This window comes from Mesorhizobium sp. GW821-FHT04C10, assembly GCF_059420305.1.
Map to the genome: position 1 here is coordinate 4,102,611 of NZ_JBWKTL010000001.1, position 14,324 is coordinate 4,116,934.

General features: G+C 61.5%; 23 protein-coding genes and 1 tRNA gene. 3 read left to right on the forward strand and 21 right to left on the reverse strand.

What is annotated here, in order from left to right; genetic code table 11:
* Positions 1-71: 71 nt before the first annotated feature.
* Positions 72-212, reverse strand: a complete 141-nt coding sequence (locus AC07UC_RS19795; protein ID WP_065005581.1) for a DUF1127 domain-containing protein — start codon at positions 210-212, stop codon at positions 72-74.
* A gap of 50 nt (positions 213-262) precedes the next feature.
* Entirely contained in the window at positions 263-403 is a 141-nt protein-coding gene (locus tag AC07UC_RS19800) for a DUF1127 domain-containing protein (protein ID WP_013531315.1), read from the reverse strand.
* Positions 404-638: 235 nt separating this feature from the next.
* Here AC07UC_RS19800 and AC07UC_RS19805 point away from each other — a divergent pair, with 235 nt between their 5' ends.
* Together AC07UC_RS19805 and AC07UC_RS19810 are read left to right on the forward strand one after the other, a co-directional pair.
* Positions 639-1,757 (forward strand): DUF2157 domain-containing protein, encoded by a 1,119-nt coding sequence (locus tag AC07UC_RS19805; protein ID WP_140773169.1) that lies wholly within the window; start codon positions 639-641, stop codon positions 1,755-1,757.
* The gene (locus tag AC07UC_RS19810) at positions 1,754-2,338 is read left to right on the forward strand and encodes a GDYXXLXY domain-containing protein (RefSeq protein WP_140773170.1); all 585 of its coding nucleotides are present in this window, start codon (positions 1,754-1,756) and stop codon (positions 2,336-2,338) included. Before AC07UC_RS19805 ends, AC07UC_RS19810 begins: the two co-directional genes overlap by 4 nt.
* 90 nt (positions 2,339-2,428) lie before the next feature.
* Here the strand turns inward: AC07UC_RS19810 and AC07UC_RS19815 are convergent.
* The 7 genes from AC07UC_RS19815 to AC07UC_RS19845 all read right to left on the reverse strand — a co-directional run bounded on the left by AC07UC_RS19815 (position 2,429) and on the right by AC07UC_RS19845 (position 5,775).
* Positions 2,429-2,513 (reverse strand) — tRNA-Leu (locus AC07UC_RS19815).
* 46 nt (positions 2,514-2,559) lie between these two features.
* Positions 2,560-3,648 carry a tyrosine-type recombinase/integrase gene (locus tag AC07UC_RS19820; RefSeq protein ID WP_494907127.1) on the reverse strand — a complete coding sequence of 363 codons (1,089 nt, stop codon included), beginning with the start codon at positions 3,646-3,648 and terminating at the stop codon, positions 2,560-2,562.
* A gap of 1 nt (position 3,649) precedes the next feature.
* Positions 3,650-4,030: a winged helix DNA-binding protein gene (locus tag AC07UC_RS19825; protein ID WP_494907128.1), complete on the reverse strand. Its 381-nt coding sequence runs from the start codon at positions 4,028-4,030 to the stop codon at positions 3,650-3,652.
* Positions 4,031-4,162: 132 nt separating this feature from the next.
* Entirely contained in the window at positions 4,163-4,528 is a 366-nt protein-coding gene (locus tag AC07UC_RS19830; RefSeq protein ID WP_494907129.1) for a hypothetical protein, read from the reverse strand.
* A gap of 65 nt (positions 4,529-4,593) precedes the next feature.
* The gene (locus AC07UC_RS19835) at positions 4,594-4,992 is read right to left on the reverse strand and encodes a helix-turn-helix domain-containing protein (RefSeq protein ID WP_494907130.1); all 399 of its coding nucleotides are present in this window, start codon (positions 4,990-4,992) and stop codon (positions 4,594-4,596) included.
* A gap of 88 nt (positions 4,993-5,080) precedes the next feature.
* A complete protein-coding gene (locus AC07UC_RS19840; RefSeq protein WP_494907131.1) occupies positions 5,081-5,554 on the reverse strand; it encodes a helix-turn-helix domain-containing protein in 474 nt (157 codons plus the stop codon).
* A 56-nt stretch (positions 5,555-5,610) separates the two neighbouring features.
* On the reverse strand, positions 5,611-5,775 hold the full coding sequence (locus AC07UC_RS19845; protein ID WP_494907132.1) for a hypothetical protein: 165 nt from the start codon (positions 5,773-5,775) through the stop codon (positions 5,611-5,613).
* 39 nt (positions 5,776-5,814) lie between these two features.
* Here AC07UC_RS19845 and AC07UC_RS19850 point away from each other — a divergent pair, with 39 nt between their 5' ends.
* Entirely contained in the window at positions 5,815-6,096 is a 282-nt protein-coding gene (locus AC07UC_RS19850) for a hypothetical protein (RefSeq protein ID WP_494907133.1), read from the forward strand.
* A 54-nt stretch (positions 6,097-6,150) separates the two neighbouring features.
* On the opposite strand, the gene AC07UC_RS19855 is transcribed toward AC07UC_RS19850, so the two are convergent.
* From AC07UC_RS19855 to AC07UC_RS19910, 12 genes are all read right to left on the reverse strand, one after another.
* Positions 6,151-6,426, reverse strand: a complete 276-nt coding sequence (locus AC07UC_RS19855) for a hypothetical protein (RefSeq protein WP_494907134.1) — start codon at positions 6,424-6,426, stop codon at positions 6,151-6,153.
* Positions 6,426-6,638, reverse strand: a complete 213-nt coding sequence (locus tag AC07UC_RS19860) for a hypothetical protein (RefSeq protein WP_494907135.1) — start codon at positions 6,636-6,638, stop codon at positions 6,426-6,428. Before AC07UC_RS19860 ends, AC07UC_RS19855 begins: the two co-directional genes overlap by 1 nt.
* Positions 6,639-6,709: 71 nt before the next feature.
* Positions 6,710-7,009 carry a hypothetical protein gene (locus AC07UC_RS19865; protein ID WP_494907136.1) on the reverse strand — a complete coding sequence of 100 codons (300 nt, stop codon included), beginning with the start codon at positions 7,007-7,009 and terminating at the stop codon, positions 6,710-6,712.
* Positions 7,006-7,302, reverse strand: coding sequence for a hypothetical protein (locus AC07UC_RS19870; RefSeq protein WP_494907137.1), 297 nt, complete (start codon positions 7,300-7,302; stop codon positions 7,006-7,008). The genes AC07UC_RS19865 and AC07UC_RS19870 overlap by 4 nt, the downstream gene beginning before the upstream one ends.
* Positions 7,303-7,304: 2 nt before the next feature.
* Entirely contained in the window at positions 7,305-7,535 is a 231-nt protein-coding gene (locus AC07UC_RS19875; protein ID WP_494907138.1) for a hypothetical protein, read from the reverse strand.
* 101 nt (positions 7,536-7,636) lie between these two features.
* Positions 7,637-7,828: a hypothetical protein gene (locus AC07UC_RS19880; RefSeq protein ID WP_494907139.1), complete on the reverse strand. Its 192-nt coding sequence runs from the start codon at positions 7,826-7,828 to the stop codon at positions 7,637-7,639.
* A gap of 94 nt (positions 7,829-7,922) precedes the next feature.
* On the reverse strand, positions 7,923-8,693 hold the full coding sequence (locus tag AC07UC_RS19885; protein ID WP_494907140.1) for a GP88 family protein: 771 nt from the start codon (positions 8,691-8,693) through the stop codon (positions 7,923-7,925).
* A gap of 1,512 nt (positions 8,694-10,205) precedes the next feature.
* The gene (gene terL, locus AC07UC_RS19890; protein ID WP_494907141.1) at positions 10,206-11,918 is read right to left on the reverse strand and encodes a phage terminase large subunit; all 1,713 of its coding nucleotides are present in this window, start codon (positions 11,916-11,918) and stop codon (positions 10,206-10,208) included.
* A gap of 112 nt (positions 11,919-12,030) precedes the next feature.
* Entirely contained in the window at positions 12,031-13,113 is a 1,083-nt protein-coding gene (locus AC07UC_RS19895) for a hypothetical protein (RefSeq protein WP_494907142.1), read from the reverse strand.
* A gap of 53 nt (positions 13,114-13,166) precedes the next feature.
* The gene (locus AC07UC_RS19900; RefSeq protein ID WP_494907143.1) at positions 13,167-13,427 is read right to left on the reverse strand and encodes a hypothetical protein; all 261 of its coding nucleotides are present in this window, start codon (positions 13,425-13,427) and stop codon (positions 13,167-13,169) included.
* Complete coding sequence (locus AC07UC_RS19905) at positions 13,427-13,693, reverse strand: hypothetical protein (RefSeq protein ID WP_494907144.1); 267 nt, start codon at positions 13,691-13,693, stop codon at positions 13,427-13,429. Before AC07UC_RS19905 ends, AC07UC_RS19900 begins: the two co-directional genes overlap by 1 nt.
* Before the next feature lie 208 nt (positions 13,694-13,901).
* Positions 13,902-14,315: a hypothetical protein gene (locus AC07UC_RS19910; RefSeq protein ID WP_494907145.1), complete on the reverse strand. Its 414-nt coding sequence runs from the start codon at positions 14,313-14,315 to the stop codon at positions 13,902-13,904.
* Positions 14,316-14,324 lie beyond the last annotated feature (9 nt).

A 14,324-nucleotide genomic window follows, 5' to 3' on the forward strand; every position in this document is an offset into this window, starting at 1 on the left:
CCTTGGGAGGAGGGTAAGGGCTGACCGTCTTCGCTGGGCTCGGGGAGGAGGTCGATCCCAGCGAAATTCCGTTAGATCGCCTTGCGGGCGATGATCTTGATTTCGTCGCGGACGATACCGAGATCATGCAGCTGGCGGTTCGAAAGGCGACCCAGCTCGGTAACCGTCTCGCGATAAACGCGCCAGTTACGATAGTTGCGGATCAGGTTCATTGTCGTTCTCTTTTTTTGAAACTTGTTCGGACCATTCGCGGTCCGAAGAATTAGACCGCCTTGCGAGCGACGTAAGGAATGTCGCTGCGGCTGATGCCGAGGTCGGTCAGTTCGCGGTTGCTCAGGCGGCTCAGCTCGGACACGGTGTCCCTGTAGCGGCGCCAGTTGCGGTAGTTGCGGATCAGGTTCATGGTAGTTCTCGTTTCGTCTTTCTTGCGGATCATTCCGTTTGTGTACGAACCATAAATAGGCGGGCCCATATCGATTTAAAAGCGCTATGGCTGCATGGCAGCAATGCAAATTGTGCAATGCAGCATTAACGCGCCTTCACGGACCTGACACAAAGAAGCCAGAATCAGAAAGTGCCGTGACGTCAACGGTTTGGCTGGTTCGGCTGAAAAAACGACCTAGCGGGGGAGGCAGGGCATGGCAGGGTACTCGACACGGGTCAGGTCCGACATCGCGCGGTGGCTGCAGACAGGCCTGATCGACGCAGCGACGGCCGATTCCCTGACGCGTGACGTCGAGGCCAACGCGCGCAAGTCGCTCAGCTTCGGTTCGATCCTGGCGATGATGGCGGCGCTGCTGTTTGGCGCGGCCATCCTGATCTTCGTCGCCGCCAACTGGGATGCGATCCCGCGGCTCGCTCGAGTGGCCGCGCTCTTTGCCATCATCCTCGGCGGCTATGTCGGCGGCGCGGTGCTGAAGACGCGCGACCATGCGGCGATCGGCGAAGCGCTGTGGATCGTGGCTGCTGCTGCTTTCGGCGGTTCGATCGCGCTGATCGGCCAGATGTATCATTTGTCCGGCGACGAGGCTTCCGCGCTGGTCACCTGGGGCGCCGGCACAGCGCTGGCGGCGGTGGCGCTACGATCGAACCCGCTGACCGTCGCGGCGGTCGGTATCGCCGACGCCTGGCTGTTCCTGAAAGGGTTCGATTACTACAGCCGCAGCAACTTTCCGCATGCCTTCGTCATCATGGCGGTCGCGCTGTTTGCCGTCTCGTTCTGGACCCGCAGCCAGCCGGCGCGGCACCTGATCATCCTGTCGCTGCTCTTCTATCTCGTGCTGTTGGCCGGGAATCACGCGACGCTGCCGGTGGCGATCCCCCTTGTCGTTGTCTCCGCCGTGCTTTTCGCGGCTGCCGTCTTCGCACCGGAACCAGTCGACCGGATCGTGCAACTTGGCGGCCGCTTGCCCTTGCATGCCCTGCTCGGCTTCCTGACGGGCCTGGCAATCATCCAGTTCGAACTGGCGGACGAAAGCACCTATAACAGCGGCTTCACCATCGCCTCGGTCGTCGCGCTTGCCGGCATTGTTGCCGCTATCGTGCTGGCGGGACGGGAAAGCCGGGGCCTGCGCTGGCTTGCCTATCTCGGCTTCGCCTTCGAACTCGCCATGATCTATGTCGTGACCTTGCAGTCGATGCTCGACACGGCCGGCTTCTTCCTGGCCGCCGCGGTGCTGCTCGGTATCCTGGCAGTCGTCATCATTCGCGTCGAAAAACGCATGAACGGTCCAGCGACCGGGGGAGCCACGGCATGATGACCGGAAAGAAACTTGTCATCTCGGCGCTGGTGCTGGCGCTCGTCCAGATAGGGTTCCTGAGCTGGATCATCGCCGGCCGGGCGGCGATCCTGCGCAACGGCAAGGACGTGCTGTTGAAGATCGAGCCCGTCGATCCGCGCGACCTGCTGCGCGGCGACTACATCATCCTCGGCTACGATATCTCGCGCATTCCGGTGAAAATGATCGCCAACATTCCCGCCGGCAAGTTCTCCAGCGACGACACCTCGATCGTGGTCCGCCTGAAGAAGGGTGCCGACGGCTACTGGGCGCCGACCACCGCCTGGTTCGGCAAGGCGCCGACGCCCGCGGCCGCCGACGAGGCCGATATTCTGGGCCATGTCGCCGAAGGCTGGGACCTGCGCAGCGAGGGCACGACGATCGCGCCGGACTACGGCATCGAGCGCTTCTACCTGCCCGAGGGCGAGGGCATCGCGATCCAGAACGACATGCGGGTGCGCCCGTTCGGGATACGCCTTGCGCTCGCCAGCGACGGTACCGCGCAGATCAAGGCGCTGGTCGACGGCGACAAGACGTTGTTCGAGGAGCCGCTCTATTAGTAATGTTGGATGTAGGTCATTGGTGCGGGTAGAGGGACTCGAACCCCCACGATCTCTCGCCAGAACCTAAATCTGTTCCACCGGAGCTAGTGGTGCGGGTAGAGGGACTCGAACCCCCATGTTTCTCAACGCTTGGACCTAAACCAAGTGCGTCTACCAGTTCCGCCATACCCGCCGGAATTGTCACTTTTGTCACCGTTTGTCACACGGTTTGTCACAGGTCAACCAGGCTCGCCGGTCACAACCTTCAGCGCCGGCTTCTGGGGCTCAAGCATGCCGCCGAGGATGTCGGCGCACACGTCCAGATCGCCGGTCCCAAGCTTGGCGTAGATCAGGGTCGTCTCGATGCGCTTGTGGCCGAGCCACGTCTGGACGCGCTTGAGGTCAACGCCGGCCTGGACCATCCAGCTCGCGCATGTGTGCCGCAGGGTGTGGACCACGACATCGTCGTAGCCGGTGACCTGTTGCATCTTGTCCCACATGGTGCGGAGGTGACGGGCCTTGCCATCGCTCTCGCTGGCGAAGTGCTTGAAGGGTCCCTTGCTGTCGGGGTTGAGGGTCTTCATGGTGAGGACCGCTTCCTTGGCAGCCGCCGACAGTGGCAGGGTGCGGGCAGGGGACTTCTTGTCGCCACCCCAGAACAAGACGGTGTTGAAGCCCGGGCCGAAGGCGTTCCAGCCGAGGTCGAGGATCGCGCTCAGCCGCGCCCCGGTGTGTAGGGCAAAGACCGTGAAGGCATGCAACTCTGGCTGGTGCCAGTCGCGCCACAGCTTCAGTATCTTCTGAGCCTCCTCCTTCGTGAGGAACCGCAGACGCTCGTTCGTCTCGCCAGACATGGGCACCTTCGGTGTCCTGGGGATGACCCCCTTCTCGAACGCGAAGCGTAGCATCTTGGACAGCGCGGCGAGCTTCCTGTCGGCTGTTGCGTAGGTGCGCCCGGAGGCGACGATGTGGCGAGCGAACCGGCGCATCTCGTCGGTGTCGATCTCGATCACTGGCTTGTTGCGACCGAAGAACTCGACGCACTCGCGACCGGAGGCGACCGCCGTCGCAGGAGCCTTGATCTTGGGGTTGTTCTCCCAATGCTGCTCCTTAGTGTAGTCGAAGAGGGGGCCGAGGGTGGCAAGGGATTGGCCGCTCTCGCTGCGACCCGTCTTGGCTGCCGGCAGGGGTGACCCACGGACCAGAGCAGCGCGCGTCTCAAGCTCCCAGGCCTCAGCCTCGGGCTCGGTGTCGAAGGTCTCACGATAGCGGGTGCCCGCGATCATGAAGTCGGCCATGAAAGATGTGCCGCGCTGTCGTACTGCCATGTCAGCTTCCTAGGAGTTGGATGAGTGTGTTGTAGACCCGGATGCCCCGCTGCGTCGGCTTGACGCGCTTGAAGCGACGATCCAGAGGGTCCTCGTAGGTCTCGATAAGACCGTGGCCGGGAACCAGCTCGGCCTTGCCCTTGACCATCAGCTTGCGCGTCTCGCTCAGGGCTTCGATGTTGCGTGAGATTGGCCCACCATCGCCGAGGCCGGCGCGCTGAGCGTATTCCTTGATGGTCAGCTCTGGCTGCGCAACGATGTGCAGGAACAGGCTGATCTGTTGGGCTTGCATTTCAGCGTTCAGCTTCCTGAACTCGTCGATAAAGGCGATGAATTTGCGAGCCGTCTTGTTCTCGACCCCTCGCGAGACACTGGCGTTCATGGTACTTCCTTCCCAGGTGATAGATACGTTGGTGGTGTTAGTCCAAGTCCGCATCTACTGCAATAGCGGAGGCACCGCCTCGCGCCCCCGCCAACTGCAGCCCCTCGTTATCCGCCTCCCCAGGCGGCAGTCTTACCGGATGCGCTCTTCGAGCAGTTCTACCGGGTATGCGTTCAGTTCGTTGATGCCGATCTCGATGAGCGGTTCTGGCGCTGGCACCTTGATGATCGGGATGCCCCGTCGACTGGCCTGATGCGTCAGCCAGTGTCCATCACGCAGGGTGCCAGTGACCGGGTCGTCCATCAGCTCGAACGCTCCCGGCATGTTCTTCGAGAAGTAGCCAAGCACCGTGTCGAAGCCTTCTGGCACGTCTGGGCTGGCGTAGGGGTTGTTGGGTACTTCCGCACTGACCCCCGGCGCGGACCCCTTACCGTTCTCCATAGCATCGGCAATACGAGTAAGTTGGACGAGGAGAGCCTCGAACTGTTTAGGCGTCATGATGTTTCCCTGAAAAAGCCCCCCTGTCCCACTTTGGGACGAGGTTCACGGGCATTTACTTTCTGTTACGAATTGTGTCCATCGTCAGAAGTGTCCAACTTGGACAGGTTAGAGGCTGCTTTAATAACGAGCAGTCGGACGTGGTTGTAGAAGTTGTCCACGCTTTGGTCCTCTATGTCCTTTAGTATTGGTACAGTACGCCGACCGGTAGTGATCTGCATTATCTTGCCACGAGCCTCCAACTCCTTGACGTAGCGGATCACAGACGTTCTCGGCATACTTGTTGCTGCTGCAATTGCGCTGAGGTCCATCGGCCTTCGCTGATATACCCCCAGGCGGATCGCCATCATAATCACCGACTGCTGTTGGCTATCGGTGCGAGCAGCGAGGTGGGCCTGTATGCCGAGCATCATCTCGATCAACACACAGCGTTCTGCTCTCTCCTTCTTAGTGGCTCTTGGCATAATAGTTTCCTCTACGTGAAGGCGCGGAGGTGGACTGGACCGGCTGACATAATCAACCGGCCCATTAGTCGCAGCTAAATTGGGTGGATTAGGCTGCCTGGAGGTGATACCGCGCGTACTTCTGGCCGGTCGGGTCGACCTTCAGCTCGGTGACGATCTTGTGGCCGAGGCGCTTCAATTCAAGGACGCGGGCAGGGAGCTGGCGGCACCGGAGAACGCCCTGCGCTTCGAGCGAGGTGATCGCACCCTTGCGGCGCAGCAGATCGAGGACCGACTTGGTCATCGGCGCGGTGGGCTCCTTGGCGGTCACCTTCAGGTGATCGGATGGCACGAACCAAGCGGTATCGGTGGCAGGGTGCGACCCAGAGCGCAGCGCCCAAGACGAACCGTTGTGGCCCTTGAAGTCGGGACCGAAGTCGACCAGCGGTATGTTGTCGCCGTGGTCGTAGGTGATCGCGACGACCGTGCCGGTCTTCCCCTTGAGGCGGTCGAGGGCATAGGTGTCAGCGACTTTGACGAGGGTGCCGATGGTGAGAGCGGTCTTGGCTTTGGTCTTGATCATGTGGTCTCCAGTGATTTGCGGATGATAGCAGAAGTAGGGATAAATTCCTAGGCGGGTCAGTGCATGAAGCGTGAGCCGACGACCTCCCAATACTGGCCACAGCGTGACCGGCGCTTGGTGAGCCGGGTGCCGTAGACCGATGGACGGAACTGGTCCGAGTAGCCGCGCATCCAAGCAGCGGCCTTGCCCTCGGTGAGGAACTGTTCGTTGATGATGTGCATTCTTGTTCTCGCTTGGTTCTGGTGTTAGGAATTTAATCCATGACTAGGCGATGGACGACCGAGGCCGATCTGGCCGCGATGATTTTGGTGAAGGCGAACGCGCGTCGTCGGGTCACCCTGTCGCCTGACACCGCACTGTTCGTGGGGCTCAAGCTCATGACCGCTTCGAAGAAGCCAACATCGCGCGAGGTGGCTTTGATGCTCTGCGACAGCAAATGCTCGTCGGTGTGCTATGCCTGCCAGGGCAGGGCGAACGTCATCGTGCAGGCGTATGGCCAGAGTGTTGAAGCTCTTCCGTCTTCACCAGCCACCAAGCCGTGAAGAGGATCACGAAGGTCCAGCCGGCGAGGGCCAGCTTGATGCAATCCCAGATGCTCATGCGGCGGCTCCCAGAAGTTGGAGCGCGGTGTATTCCTTGGTGCCGCCGTAGTCGTATGGGTCTGCGTGAACCGGGTAGCCGGTGCCGTTCTTGACGCACACCACAACCTCGACCGACACCACGTTGTTGCGGACAAAGGTCGGCGCGCGGTGCAGGGCCTTGTGGGCGGCATCGACCGAACCGAAGGCATCATAGGGCGCGTCGAGCAGATCGCCGTGGCCGCGCAGTTTGCCCTCCCGGTTGCGATACCAAACCCGAGACTTGAAGAGCATCAGCCTACCCTCCAAGCGTCCAGGCGGATGGCCTTGTCGCGGACCACGACCTTGCGACGACCGGCGAAGATGCGGGCGACGAGGAGGCAGGCCTTGCGGGTGCGGTGGAAACCCATAAGGGTCTGGCTGCCGTCCGCATGCTCGTTGTGTAGCAGCCACTTGTTGCCGCGCTCAGTGTGGTCGGCCAGCTTCTGGCAAACGTAGGTCGTCATGGGTCACCTCAGGATGAAATAGACGGGGATCAGGATGGCGAACGCCGCGAGCAGGGTCAGGAACAGGCCGCTCATCGGTAGATGCCCTTCAGTCGGTTCTCCCAATCCTTCACGAGGAAGGCGGGGACGAAGTCGGGCGGCTCGTTGGTGATCTGGTTGCGGGCGATGACAGGCGCGGCCTCGGCCTCGACCATCAAAGGTGCGACCGGTGGCTGTTGCCCGCAGAGCCCGTTGAGGAGCCCTGCGAGGTCGTCGCGGTCGTCGATGCGGAGGGTGTAGGTTGCGCTCGGTGGCAACCCTTCGGCCTTGCGGTAGGCCTCGGCGTCGTTCTTCATGGTGAACCAACGCCGCTTGACGTTGTAGACGATCACCGGTTGCCTCCCATGTCGTAGTCCTCGCGCCAGTCGGTCGCGGGCGGCTCGTAAGCATTGGCAGGGCCGTACCAGTAGCCGACGTCGAGGACGTCCAGCGCGGTGGGCTCTTGGTCGCCGTAGGTCTTGCGCCACTCGTCGAGGTCGACGCGGGTGATCAGGGTGTAGCCGCGCTCGCTGGCGTCGTCGGGATCAGGCAGGGTGCCGCCGTGATCGTAGGCCAAGACGTTGCCCGTCTCAGCGTCGACCGTGAGTTCGCCCCACGATCCACCGATGGTTGTTGTGCGTGTCATGGCTATGCCCTGTCGTTGATTTCGCGGACCATGGCGTCAATGTCGGCCTGCTGGTCGGTGGTGGTGATGATTTTGAGTTCCTTGGCCTTCCAGCCCTTGTCGCGGTACTCGTCGCGCTCGGCCTCGACCGTCTCGCGGTCATAGTCGCCAAAGGCGATGGCCCAAGGGTTGTCGGCGATGTGGTCGCCCTCGTGGACGATCAGGGTGTAATAGGTGCGCGGCTTGCGGCTCATTTCGGGGCCTTTGCGGTCTTGATGGCGAAGATGGCGCAGCCGGTGATCAGCCCGCACCACAGGAGGGTTGCCCAGAGGGTTTCGACTTCAGGCGGCATCGGTCAGCCCTCCACGTCTTCGAAGGTGAACAGCCAGCCGTGGACGCGCAGCCATTCCTGCTCGTCGCAGCACCAAGCCTTGAAGGACCCGTCGAGGTCGGTGTCAGGCTTGATCAGAAGGTGCAAATCGTGGTGGTCCGAATAGCCCATCACTTCGCGGGTGAACCCGTCGAGCGTGGCGACGTTGTCAGTCATGGTGGTTGCTCCGATGGTTTGCCCGAGCGACACCGGCCAAGCGCTGGAGGACGCCGACCGATGCGCTCAGGGAACTAGTCCCTTGCGGGAGGTGTTAGCCGATGACAAAGCCCGAGGTGTCGCGCTTGGCCGGACCCTTGGCATAGAGGCCGACGATGACGCCGCGCGGGTCAGTGAAGCGCATGTCGGTTTCGTCGCCGTCGATGACCGGGCGGTTTGTCATGCGTTCCAGCCCTTCCAGATGGTCACCGGTCAGACTGTCGCGCAGCGCCTTGGTGCGATAGACCACAGCGATGTTTGCGCCAGTGTCCTTGGCCGCGCCGATGACGGCGTCAGCATAGGCCGGGTTGGCCTCCGAATAGGACAGGGTGAGCGAGTAGTTGGCCGGCAGCGACCGATAGGCGCGCTTGTAGACCTTGGTGTAATCGTAGAATTGCACCTCAGGGAAAGCGGCGAAGATCGAGGCGAAGCGCTCGCCGTCGCGGTAGCATGGATGCGCCACCTCCCATTGAATGTCCGACGTGCCGTTGAGGCGAACCGCAGGCTTCACACCGCGCTTGTCGCAGTAGCGAACGAAGGCGGCAACATCCTTGACCAAGTCGGCCATGAATTGAGCCCTGTCGCGGAAATACCGTTGTGTCTTGGCTATGCGAGCTTCGACGATGGAAGAGAACATTCCGGCGCGGCCAGCCTTTGACAGGCAGCCCATTTCACAGCCGGCTTGTTGTGCCATCGGGCAGACGTTGCCGAGTAGCGATTGGGAGGCCGGCGCAAGGTACATGATGGCCGTTTCGTAGTTGCCCAGCTTGTCGCCCTTGATGGTCTTAGCGTTGCCGCCAGACCGGATGGTCTTGGACTTGAACATCGTGGTGATCCCGTTGAAATGTGAGCTTGTCGATCCCCTACGCTAACGGACTAGGTCCCTTAGAGGATTGACAAGGTCACACTTGTCGCGCTGCCCGGTTCAACCTTTCGGTCTTGCCACTGCGTTAGTTGCGGTCCACCTAGCTCTTCTGCTTTCGCTCTAGGCTCTTATCTCGCAACCATCCCGGTTATGCGCCGCCTCCCGGTTCCGCACCGGTCTGGCCTTTGGTTCCGCTGTACTCGCAAGGCCGTTGGAGGCCTCTTGATGCGCCGAGGTGGTGTCCCCGGCCCCTTGGCGTTCGGCGATGCCGTCTGCTTCGGTGACCAATATGTCTCATAACCGGATTAGATACGCAAGCGGAGATATTGGAAAAAACGACAGATAGGGCTTATTTTGTACCTAAGCCATTGAAATCACTACGAAAGAAAATTCAGGAAATGTGCTCGATTAGGCCTTTAGGTCCCTTTTGGGAGACCTTTCCGGGCTCAATTGGGAGACCGCAAGAGGATCGCGACCACTCCCACAACGAAGAAACCGCAGACCATTGCGCCTATGCCATCGCCCATGCGCCAACGCTGCCACGCTGCCAGCGCCAAGACGCCACCCAATGCCGCCACGAATAGCGCCACCCAATCAAACCCCATTGCTCACCTCACAGGAAACCATGCGGGCACCTATACGCGCGGAGCTAAAGACCGATCAAGGCGTGACCTAGCGTGAGACCTAGGGTTTGGCTTAGGGCAAATACACCGATTGGCAGACAAGCGTCTGACCATAGCGCACCCTTGCCACCACCCTGCAGCGCACCCTAGCGCCACCCTTTGAGCCCCATTGGCGCACCCTGCGAGGCGTGGAACGGATAACGTATCTAGTCCAATCCCTTGCATTGCATGGCGTTGCGCCTTGCGTGTGACAAATGGTGTGACAAGAGGCCCCTTCGCGCGCGGTCTTAGTCGCGCATCGTGCGTCCCACGCGGGCGCGGTATGATGAGGGGGTACGGGGGGTCATCGCGCGTGCCCCTTATCCGATCACCCGCTCAGAAATTTGCACCAAATATTCCGACCCCCTATATCGGCCCCATGTCACTCTCTTGGTTCTCCCCAAAGGTCCCCATCAGGTCAGCCAATGGCCGGCTCCTGGTGAGCAACGTCGAGGCTGCCGCAGAGGAACTCCTTGGGTTCACCAAGAAGGGCCGGCACTGGCGTCGAGCGGTCGAATGCTGTGTCGCCTTCGGGGAGCAGCGAGCGTCCGTTCAGGATGTCCGTAGGCTCTTCAGGCTGGCTGCCCAGGAGGAAGGTGTCCTTCTTGCCGATATCAGTGACTACTGAGTCCCTGTGCCCCCTCGGCCACCTCCAGGGAGAACTCCGGGGGGCCATGAGGGGGAACTAAGGGATGCCATCAGGTGGCACCCTAAGGGGCTACCTACGGTTCCTATCAGGTGTCACCTTAAGGGTAACCCTATAGGGAACCATCGGGGGTAGTCCTAGATGTCACCATATTCGGTCTAGGGTCTACAGAGCGAACCGAGGGGGCGACCTGTGGGAGCCACCGAGGGCGTTCTCCATGAACCGGGCCAGCTCCGCGTCGAGCAGTTCCTGCTTCCGCTGGGCGACGGCCACGGTCGTGTTGCGGGCCATCCATTCGATCCAGTAGGCGACACAGCCGGCCACTGCGTCCAGTCGGTCGTCGTGAGCCAAGGCTCCCCGGTTCTTGGTGATCCGGGTCATCTGGTAGAACAGGCGGTACTTGTTGACCTCGTCAGTCGGCAGGGCAGCCGTGCTGTCGTAGTCCCACTCGATCACCTTCGGATCGACCACCAGACGATGCTGGTTCATGATCGGCTCCAGGGTGTCGATGATGCGGGCTTCCTTCTGGGCCTTCGACCACTCGGCGTCCTCGATCAGGACCGGATAGCGGAGCTGGGCTCGGGCACGAAGGAGCTGGGCGAACATGCCGTCGCCGTAGTTGGGCTCGACCTTGATGACGTTGACGCCCTGTTCCTTAGCGCAGTCCAATATCTGGTCCAGAACCTTGTCGTCGTAGCCATGACCACGAGCGCCACCGACCGAGGTCAGGTAGAGAATGCCGTTGAGCATCTTGACCACAGCCCAGGCAGTCTCGTCCTTGCCGCGACCTGAGGGGTCGACGAACATGGCGGTGCCTTCGTAATCGACGAAGTCCTTGTCGGTGAAGATCGGGCGGTGCAGCCGGTCGCCGGGCAGACCGATCATCGGCAGCTTCTCGATAACCTGTTCAGGGCCAGAGCCCCACACGACCTCTCTCGGGGCCTTGCGTGGGTTCAACCCCATGATGATCAGGTCGGACAGCTTCAGCGGGAACCGGTCCTCGTCCGAGAGGCTGGTGTCGAGGTAGAACTGAAGGGCGAAGCCTGAGCGCCCATAGGACATCTCACGCTCATTCAGGTCGATGTCGGTGAACCGCTGGGGATCGCTCGGGCCACCTACTAGGTCGGGCCTTGCGTCCAGCTCTCGGCCAATCATCGGGGCCAGCCTGGAGCCATACTTGGCGCGGCGTTCCTCGTCGGGATAGCGAGCCGGCCAGATGCGGCAGACGTAGCCACGGTCGGGGAGGAGGTTGTAGATCGACTGCTCGGTTTGAGGTGTGCCCAGGTAGATGATGCGGCCACCCGGTGACAGCACGGCGTCGAACTCCTTGATCTGCTCGGAGAGCTTCTCGCGCTTGAGGTGGGTGTCGGAGTTGTTCGGGACCTCAATATCGTCCGCGATGATCACGTTGGCGCGCGAGCCGGCGATCTGTGAGGTGATGCCCAGGGACTTGACCGAGGGGCTGTGCGAGGCGCGGGCAGGGCCGACGTCGAAGGCGACCTTGGACTGGCGCTGATCGGGGCCTGGGCGAAGATGGGCCAGCAGCTCCATCTCGAAGATGAGGCGCATGGTGAAGGTCGAGAAGTCATCGGAGCGCTGCTTGGACGCCGAGATGACGAGAACCTTGGTCTGAGGGTCGCAGTAGAGGAGCCAGCAGACGAAGGCCGAGGTGACCCACGATTTGCCGACGCCACGGAAGGCTTCAATGATGAGGCGCTTCGGGCCGTGCTGGAGGAACGAGGCGATGTCGTACTGGACCTTCGTGGGGTCCGGGAGGTTCAGGTGTTTCCAGACCACGAACAGGAAGTTGCGGAAGTCGCGGAGCGGGTCTGTCTGCGTCGACAAATGGGTCGAAGCAGTAAGCGTCTGCTTGGTCATTAAATCCTTCGGAATGGGGGCAGGGAGCGACGCCAGCGCGCGGCACGAGCTTGGGGCATCGGTTGCTAGGGTTTGACCTAACGCGCGCTGGCGGGCTTCTCTGTGTGGGGTGCTAGGCGAGGAGCGCCCAGGCTTGGGAATCGGTCAGGGCCGAGTAGAAGGTCGAGCGTCGGATGACGCCGGCAATGTTCTTCACGCCGGCACCATTCGTGCCCCAGTCAAAGTGCGTGATGGCCGCATGGCTGCCGACAGCGCCGGTCGCCTTGACGCCGTTGCAATAGACGGAGCCGGTGCCATCCGCGTTCCTGGTGAACACCAGCTTCTGGTAGACGCCGAACTTGAAGGTGCCCGCAGGGAGCCCACCGGCCCAGTTTAGGGAACCATCGGTGCCTACGAAGAAGTTGAAGTTGGCGTCCGAGACGAAGATGCCGAGGCCACTGAGGGCGTCCACCTTGCCTTCCCAAAACACGGCATAGACGCCGGCCTTGATGAAGTTCACGAGGGGTGGCTTGTTCAGGCATGTGACGCGGTTCTGCGGCACGTTCACGGTCGCGGTGGTGGTCGCGATGCGGGGGCCGAGGATGGTCCCGTTCTGGCACGTCACGTAGTCGATATCGAAGACGTCGCCGGCCTTCGCGAAGCGGAACTGGACCTGTGGGTTTGCCAGGACACTTGCCGGGATCGAGAGGCGCTTGAACGTGCCGGCGATGCCAGTGAGCGGGTAGTAGTTCGCCCCGCCGTTGACCGACATCTCGACACCACCGCTGCCTGACACCTGAGCGATGTCCACAGCGCCAATGAAGGTGTTCGAGGCCACGGTCGCAGCCGGGAGTACCGCCGTGCCGCCATCCACGGTGACGGTGACGCGCGAGCCTTGATTGGCGCTTCCATTGCGTCCCGTCGACCGAGCTGCCGTGCATCCCGTCAGGGTCCACGTCGTGGTCAGGTTGCGGCTCTGAAGCGCGTAGTTGTTCCTGCCGGGCCAGACCTCAAGGCCGTTTGCGGTGACCTGTGGGGCGTTTGCGCCGACGCTCACGAGAGCGCCAGTATCTTCACGCTCATAGAGACCACCGACGTAGTTGCCGGCCTCGGCAGCCATGTTGGCGAGCGTGTCGCCAGTGTAGACGCCAGCCTTCCAGTTGAAGTCGTAGACCGGGATCGGGCTGGGTGCGGACGCGGTTGTGGACAACAGCACGTTACGGAGGACGCCCCTAAGGGAGACCCCCGCAACAGCCTTGATGTGCGCCATTAGTCGAAGATGTCGGCTACGACGGTGCCAGAGGTGTAAGCACCTGTCTTCACGCCAAGGCGGAAGTACCAGGCCGAGCCTGCCGAGCCGGTTTGCTCAGTCGGCGTGGTGAACGTGGTGACGTCCATCCAGTTCGTCAGGTCCTTCGATCTCTGCAGGACCACGGTGGCCACGAAGGTGCCGCTGATCGTGATGTCGAAGGAGTTAGCGGCCTGGATCAGGATAGGAGTGGTGAAGGTGTTAGCTGCGTTGATCTGCATCAGTTGAACCGTTCTTGGTGTTCGGAGCCGTCAAACGGCAGATTGGCTGCGATGTCGTTGGTCACCTTGTGGGTGCCGGGAGCGACGGTCGTGCCGGTGTGCTTGAGGAAGTTCAGGATGACGTTCAGGGACGCCGCGTCGGGCGTGACCTTGACGGCGTCACCGGTCTCCTTGTCGATGACCGTCCGGCCTTCCGTCAGGATCGTCTTGAGCTGATCTGCGAAGGTGTCGAAGAGGTCGCCGAGGGCGTTGGTGTCGGTCTTCACTTGTCGTGGTCCTTTCGGAGCATGTCGCGGGCCTTTGAGGTGATCTGAACGACCAGCCAGATCGTGCCCAGGATCGGAGCGATTAGGGCTGCGCCGTCGGAGGCCGCGTGAAGCCAGGGGAGCCAGACAGGGCTCGACACTGCGGAGACGGCGACCGCAGCGGTAGTGTTGTCCACGGAGGTGGTTCCTGTGATGAGAGCGAAGGGTGTCACAGCGCAGCCGCCCATGCCCAAAGGCTGTCGATCTGCGCCGGGGTGATGCTGAAGAGTGCGCCGAGGCCTTCGACTAGCGGGTGTGTCCGCTTGAAGTAGGTGGCGAATTTCCACTCGATCATTCCGGCTGGGTCGCTGACGAGTTTGAAGTCGACGTCGGCCTCAGAGATGTTGATGGAGAGCAAGGCGAGCCTGAGCTGCCTCGGCGTGAGTTCCGGCATGGACGCTCGAACGTCTTCGATGGGTGGAGGGGTGTAGACCCAAAGACCACCTGACCATTCGAAGTCAGCGCCGGGCTTGAGAGGGACCACGGTGGTCCCTTCCGGGTACTGGGGCAGCAGCGCCATAGGGTCGCCGCTATTCGTCTGCCAGTACCCACGATCTGGGTGGTAGAAACCAGTTTCAGTCATTTATGGATT

Coding starts and splice junctions, on each gene's coding strand:
- AC07UC_RS19795 (WP_065005581.1), bottom strand. CDS start 212: ATGAACCTGATCCGCAACTATCGTAACTGGCGCGTTTATCGCGAGACG.
- AC07UC_RS19800 (WP_013531315.1), bottom strand. CDS start 403: ATGAACCTGATCCGCAACTACCGCAACTGGCGCCGCTACAGGGACACC.
- AC07UC_RS19805 (WP_140773169.1), top strand. CDS start 639: ATGGCAGGGTACTCGACACGGGTCAGGTCCGACATCGCGCGGTGGCTG.
- AC07UC_RS19810 (WP_140773170.1), top strand. CDS start 1,754: ATGATGACCGGAAAGAAACTTGTCATCTCGGCGCTGGTGCTGGCGCTC.
- AC07UC_RS19820 (WP_494907127.1), bottom strand. CDS start 3,648: ATGGCAGTACGACAGCGCGGCACATCTTTCATGGCCGACTTCATGATC.
- AC07UC_RS19825 (WP_494907128.1), bottom strand. CDS start 4,030: ATGAACGCCAGTGTCTCGCGAGGGGTCGAGAACAAGACGGCTCGCAAA.
- AC07UC_RS19830 (WP_494907129.1), bottom strand. CDS start 4,528: ATGACGCCTAAACAGTTCGAGGCTCTCCTCGTCCAACTTACTCGTATT.
- AC07UC_RS19835 (WP_494907130.1), bottom strand. CDS start 4,992: ATGCCAAGAGCCACTAAGAAGGAGAGAGCAGAACGCTGTGTGTTGATC.
- AC07UC_RS19840 (WP_494907131.1), bottom strand. CDS start 5,554: ATGATCAAGACCAAAGCCAAGACCGCTCTCACCATCGGCACCCTCGTC.
- AC07UC_RS19845 (WP_494907132.1), bottom strand. CDS start 5,775: ATGCACATCATCAACGAACAGTTCCTCACCGAGGGCAAGGCCGCTGCT.
- AC07UC_RS19850 (WP_494907133.1), top strand. CDS start 5,815: ATGACTAGGCGATGGACGACCGAGGCCGATCTGGCCGCGATGATTTTG.
- AC07UC_RS19855 (WP_494907134.1), bottom strand. CDS start 6,426: ATGCTCTTCAAGTCTCGGGTTTGGTATCGCAACCGGGAGGGCAAACTG.
- AC07UC_RS19860 (WP_494907135.1), bottom strand. CDS start 6,638: ATGACGACCTACGTTTGCCAGAAGCTGGCCGACCACACTGAGCGCGGC.
- AC07UC_RS19870 (WP_494907137.1), bottom strand. CDS start 7,302: ATGACACGCACAACAACCATCGGTGGATCGTGGGGCGAACTCACGGTC.
- AC07UC_RS19875 (WP_494907138.1), bottom strand. CDS start 7,535: ATGAGCCGCAAGCCGCGCACCTATTACACCCTGATCGTCCACGAGGGC.
- AC07UC_RS19880 (WP_494907139.1), bottom strand. CDS start 7,828: ATGACTGACAACGTCGCCACGCTCGACGGGTTCACCCGCGAAGTGATG.
- AC07UC_RS19885 (WP_494907140.1), bottom strand. CDS start 8,693: ATGTTCAAGTCCAAGACCATCCGGTCTGGCGGCAACGCTAAGACCATC.
- terL (WP_494907141.1), bottom strand. CDS start 11,918: ATGACCAAGCAGACGCTTACTGCTTCGACCCATTTGTCGACGCAGACA.
- AC07UC_RS19900 (WP_494907143.1), bottom strand. CDS start 13,427: ATGCAGATCAACGCAGCTAACACCTTCACCACTCCTATCCTGATCCAG.
- AC07UC_RS19910 (WP_494907145.1), bottom strand. CDS start 14,315: ATGACTGAAACTGGTTTCTACCACCCAGATCGTGGGTACTGGCAGACG.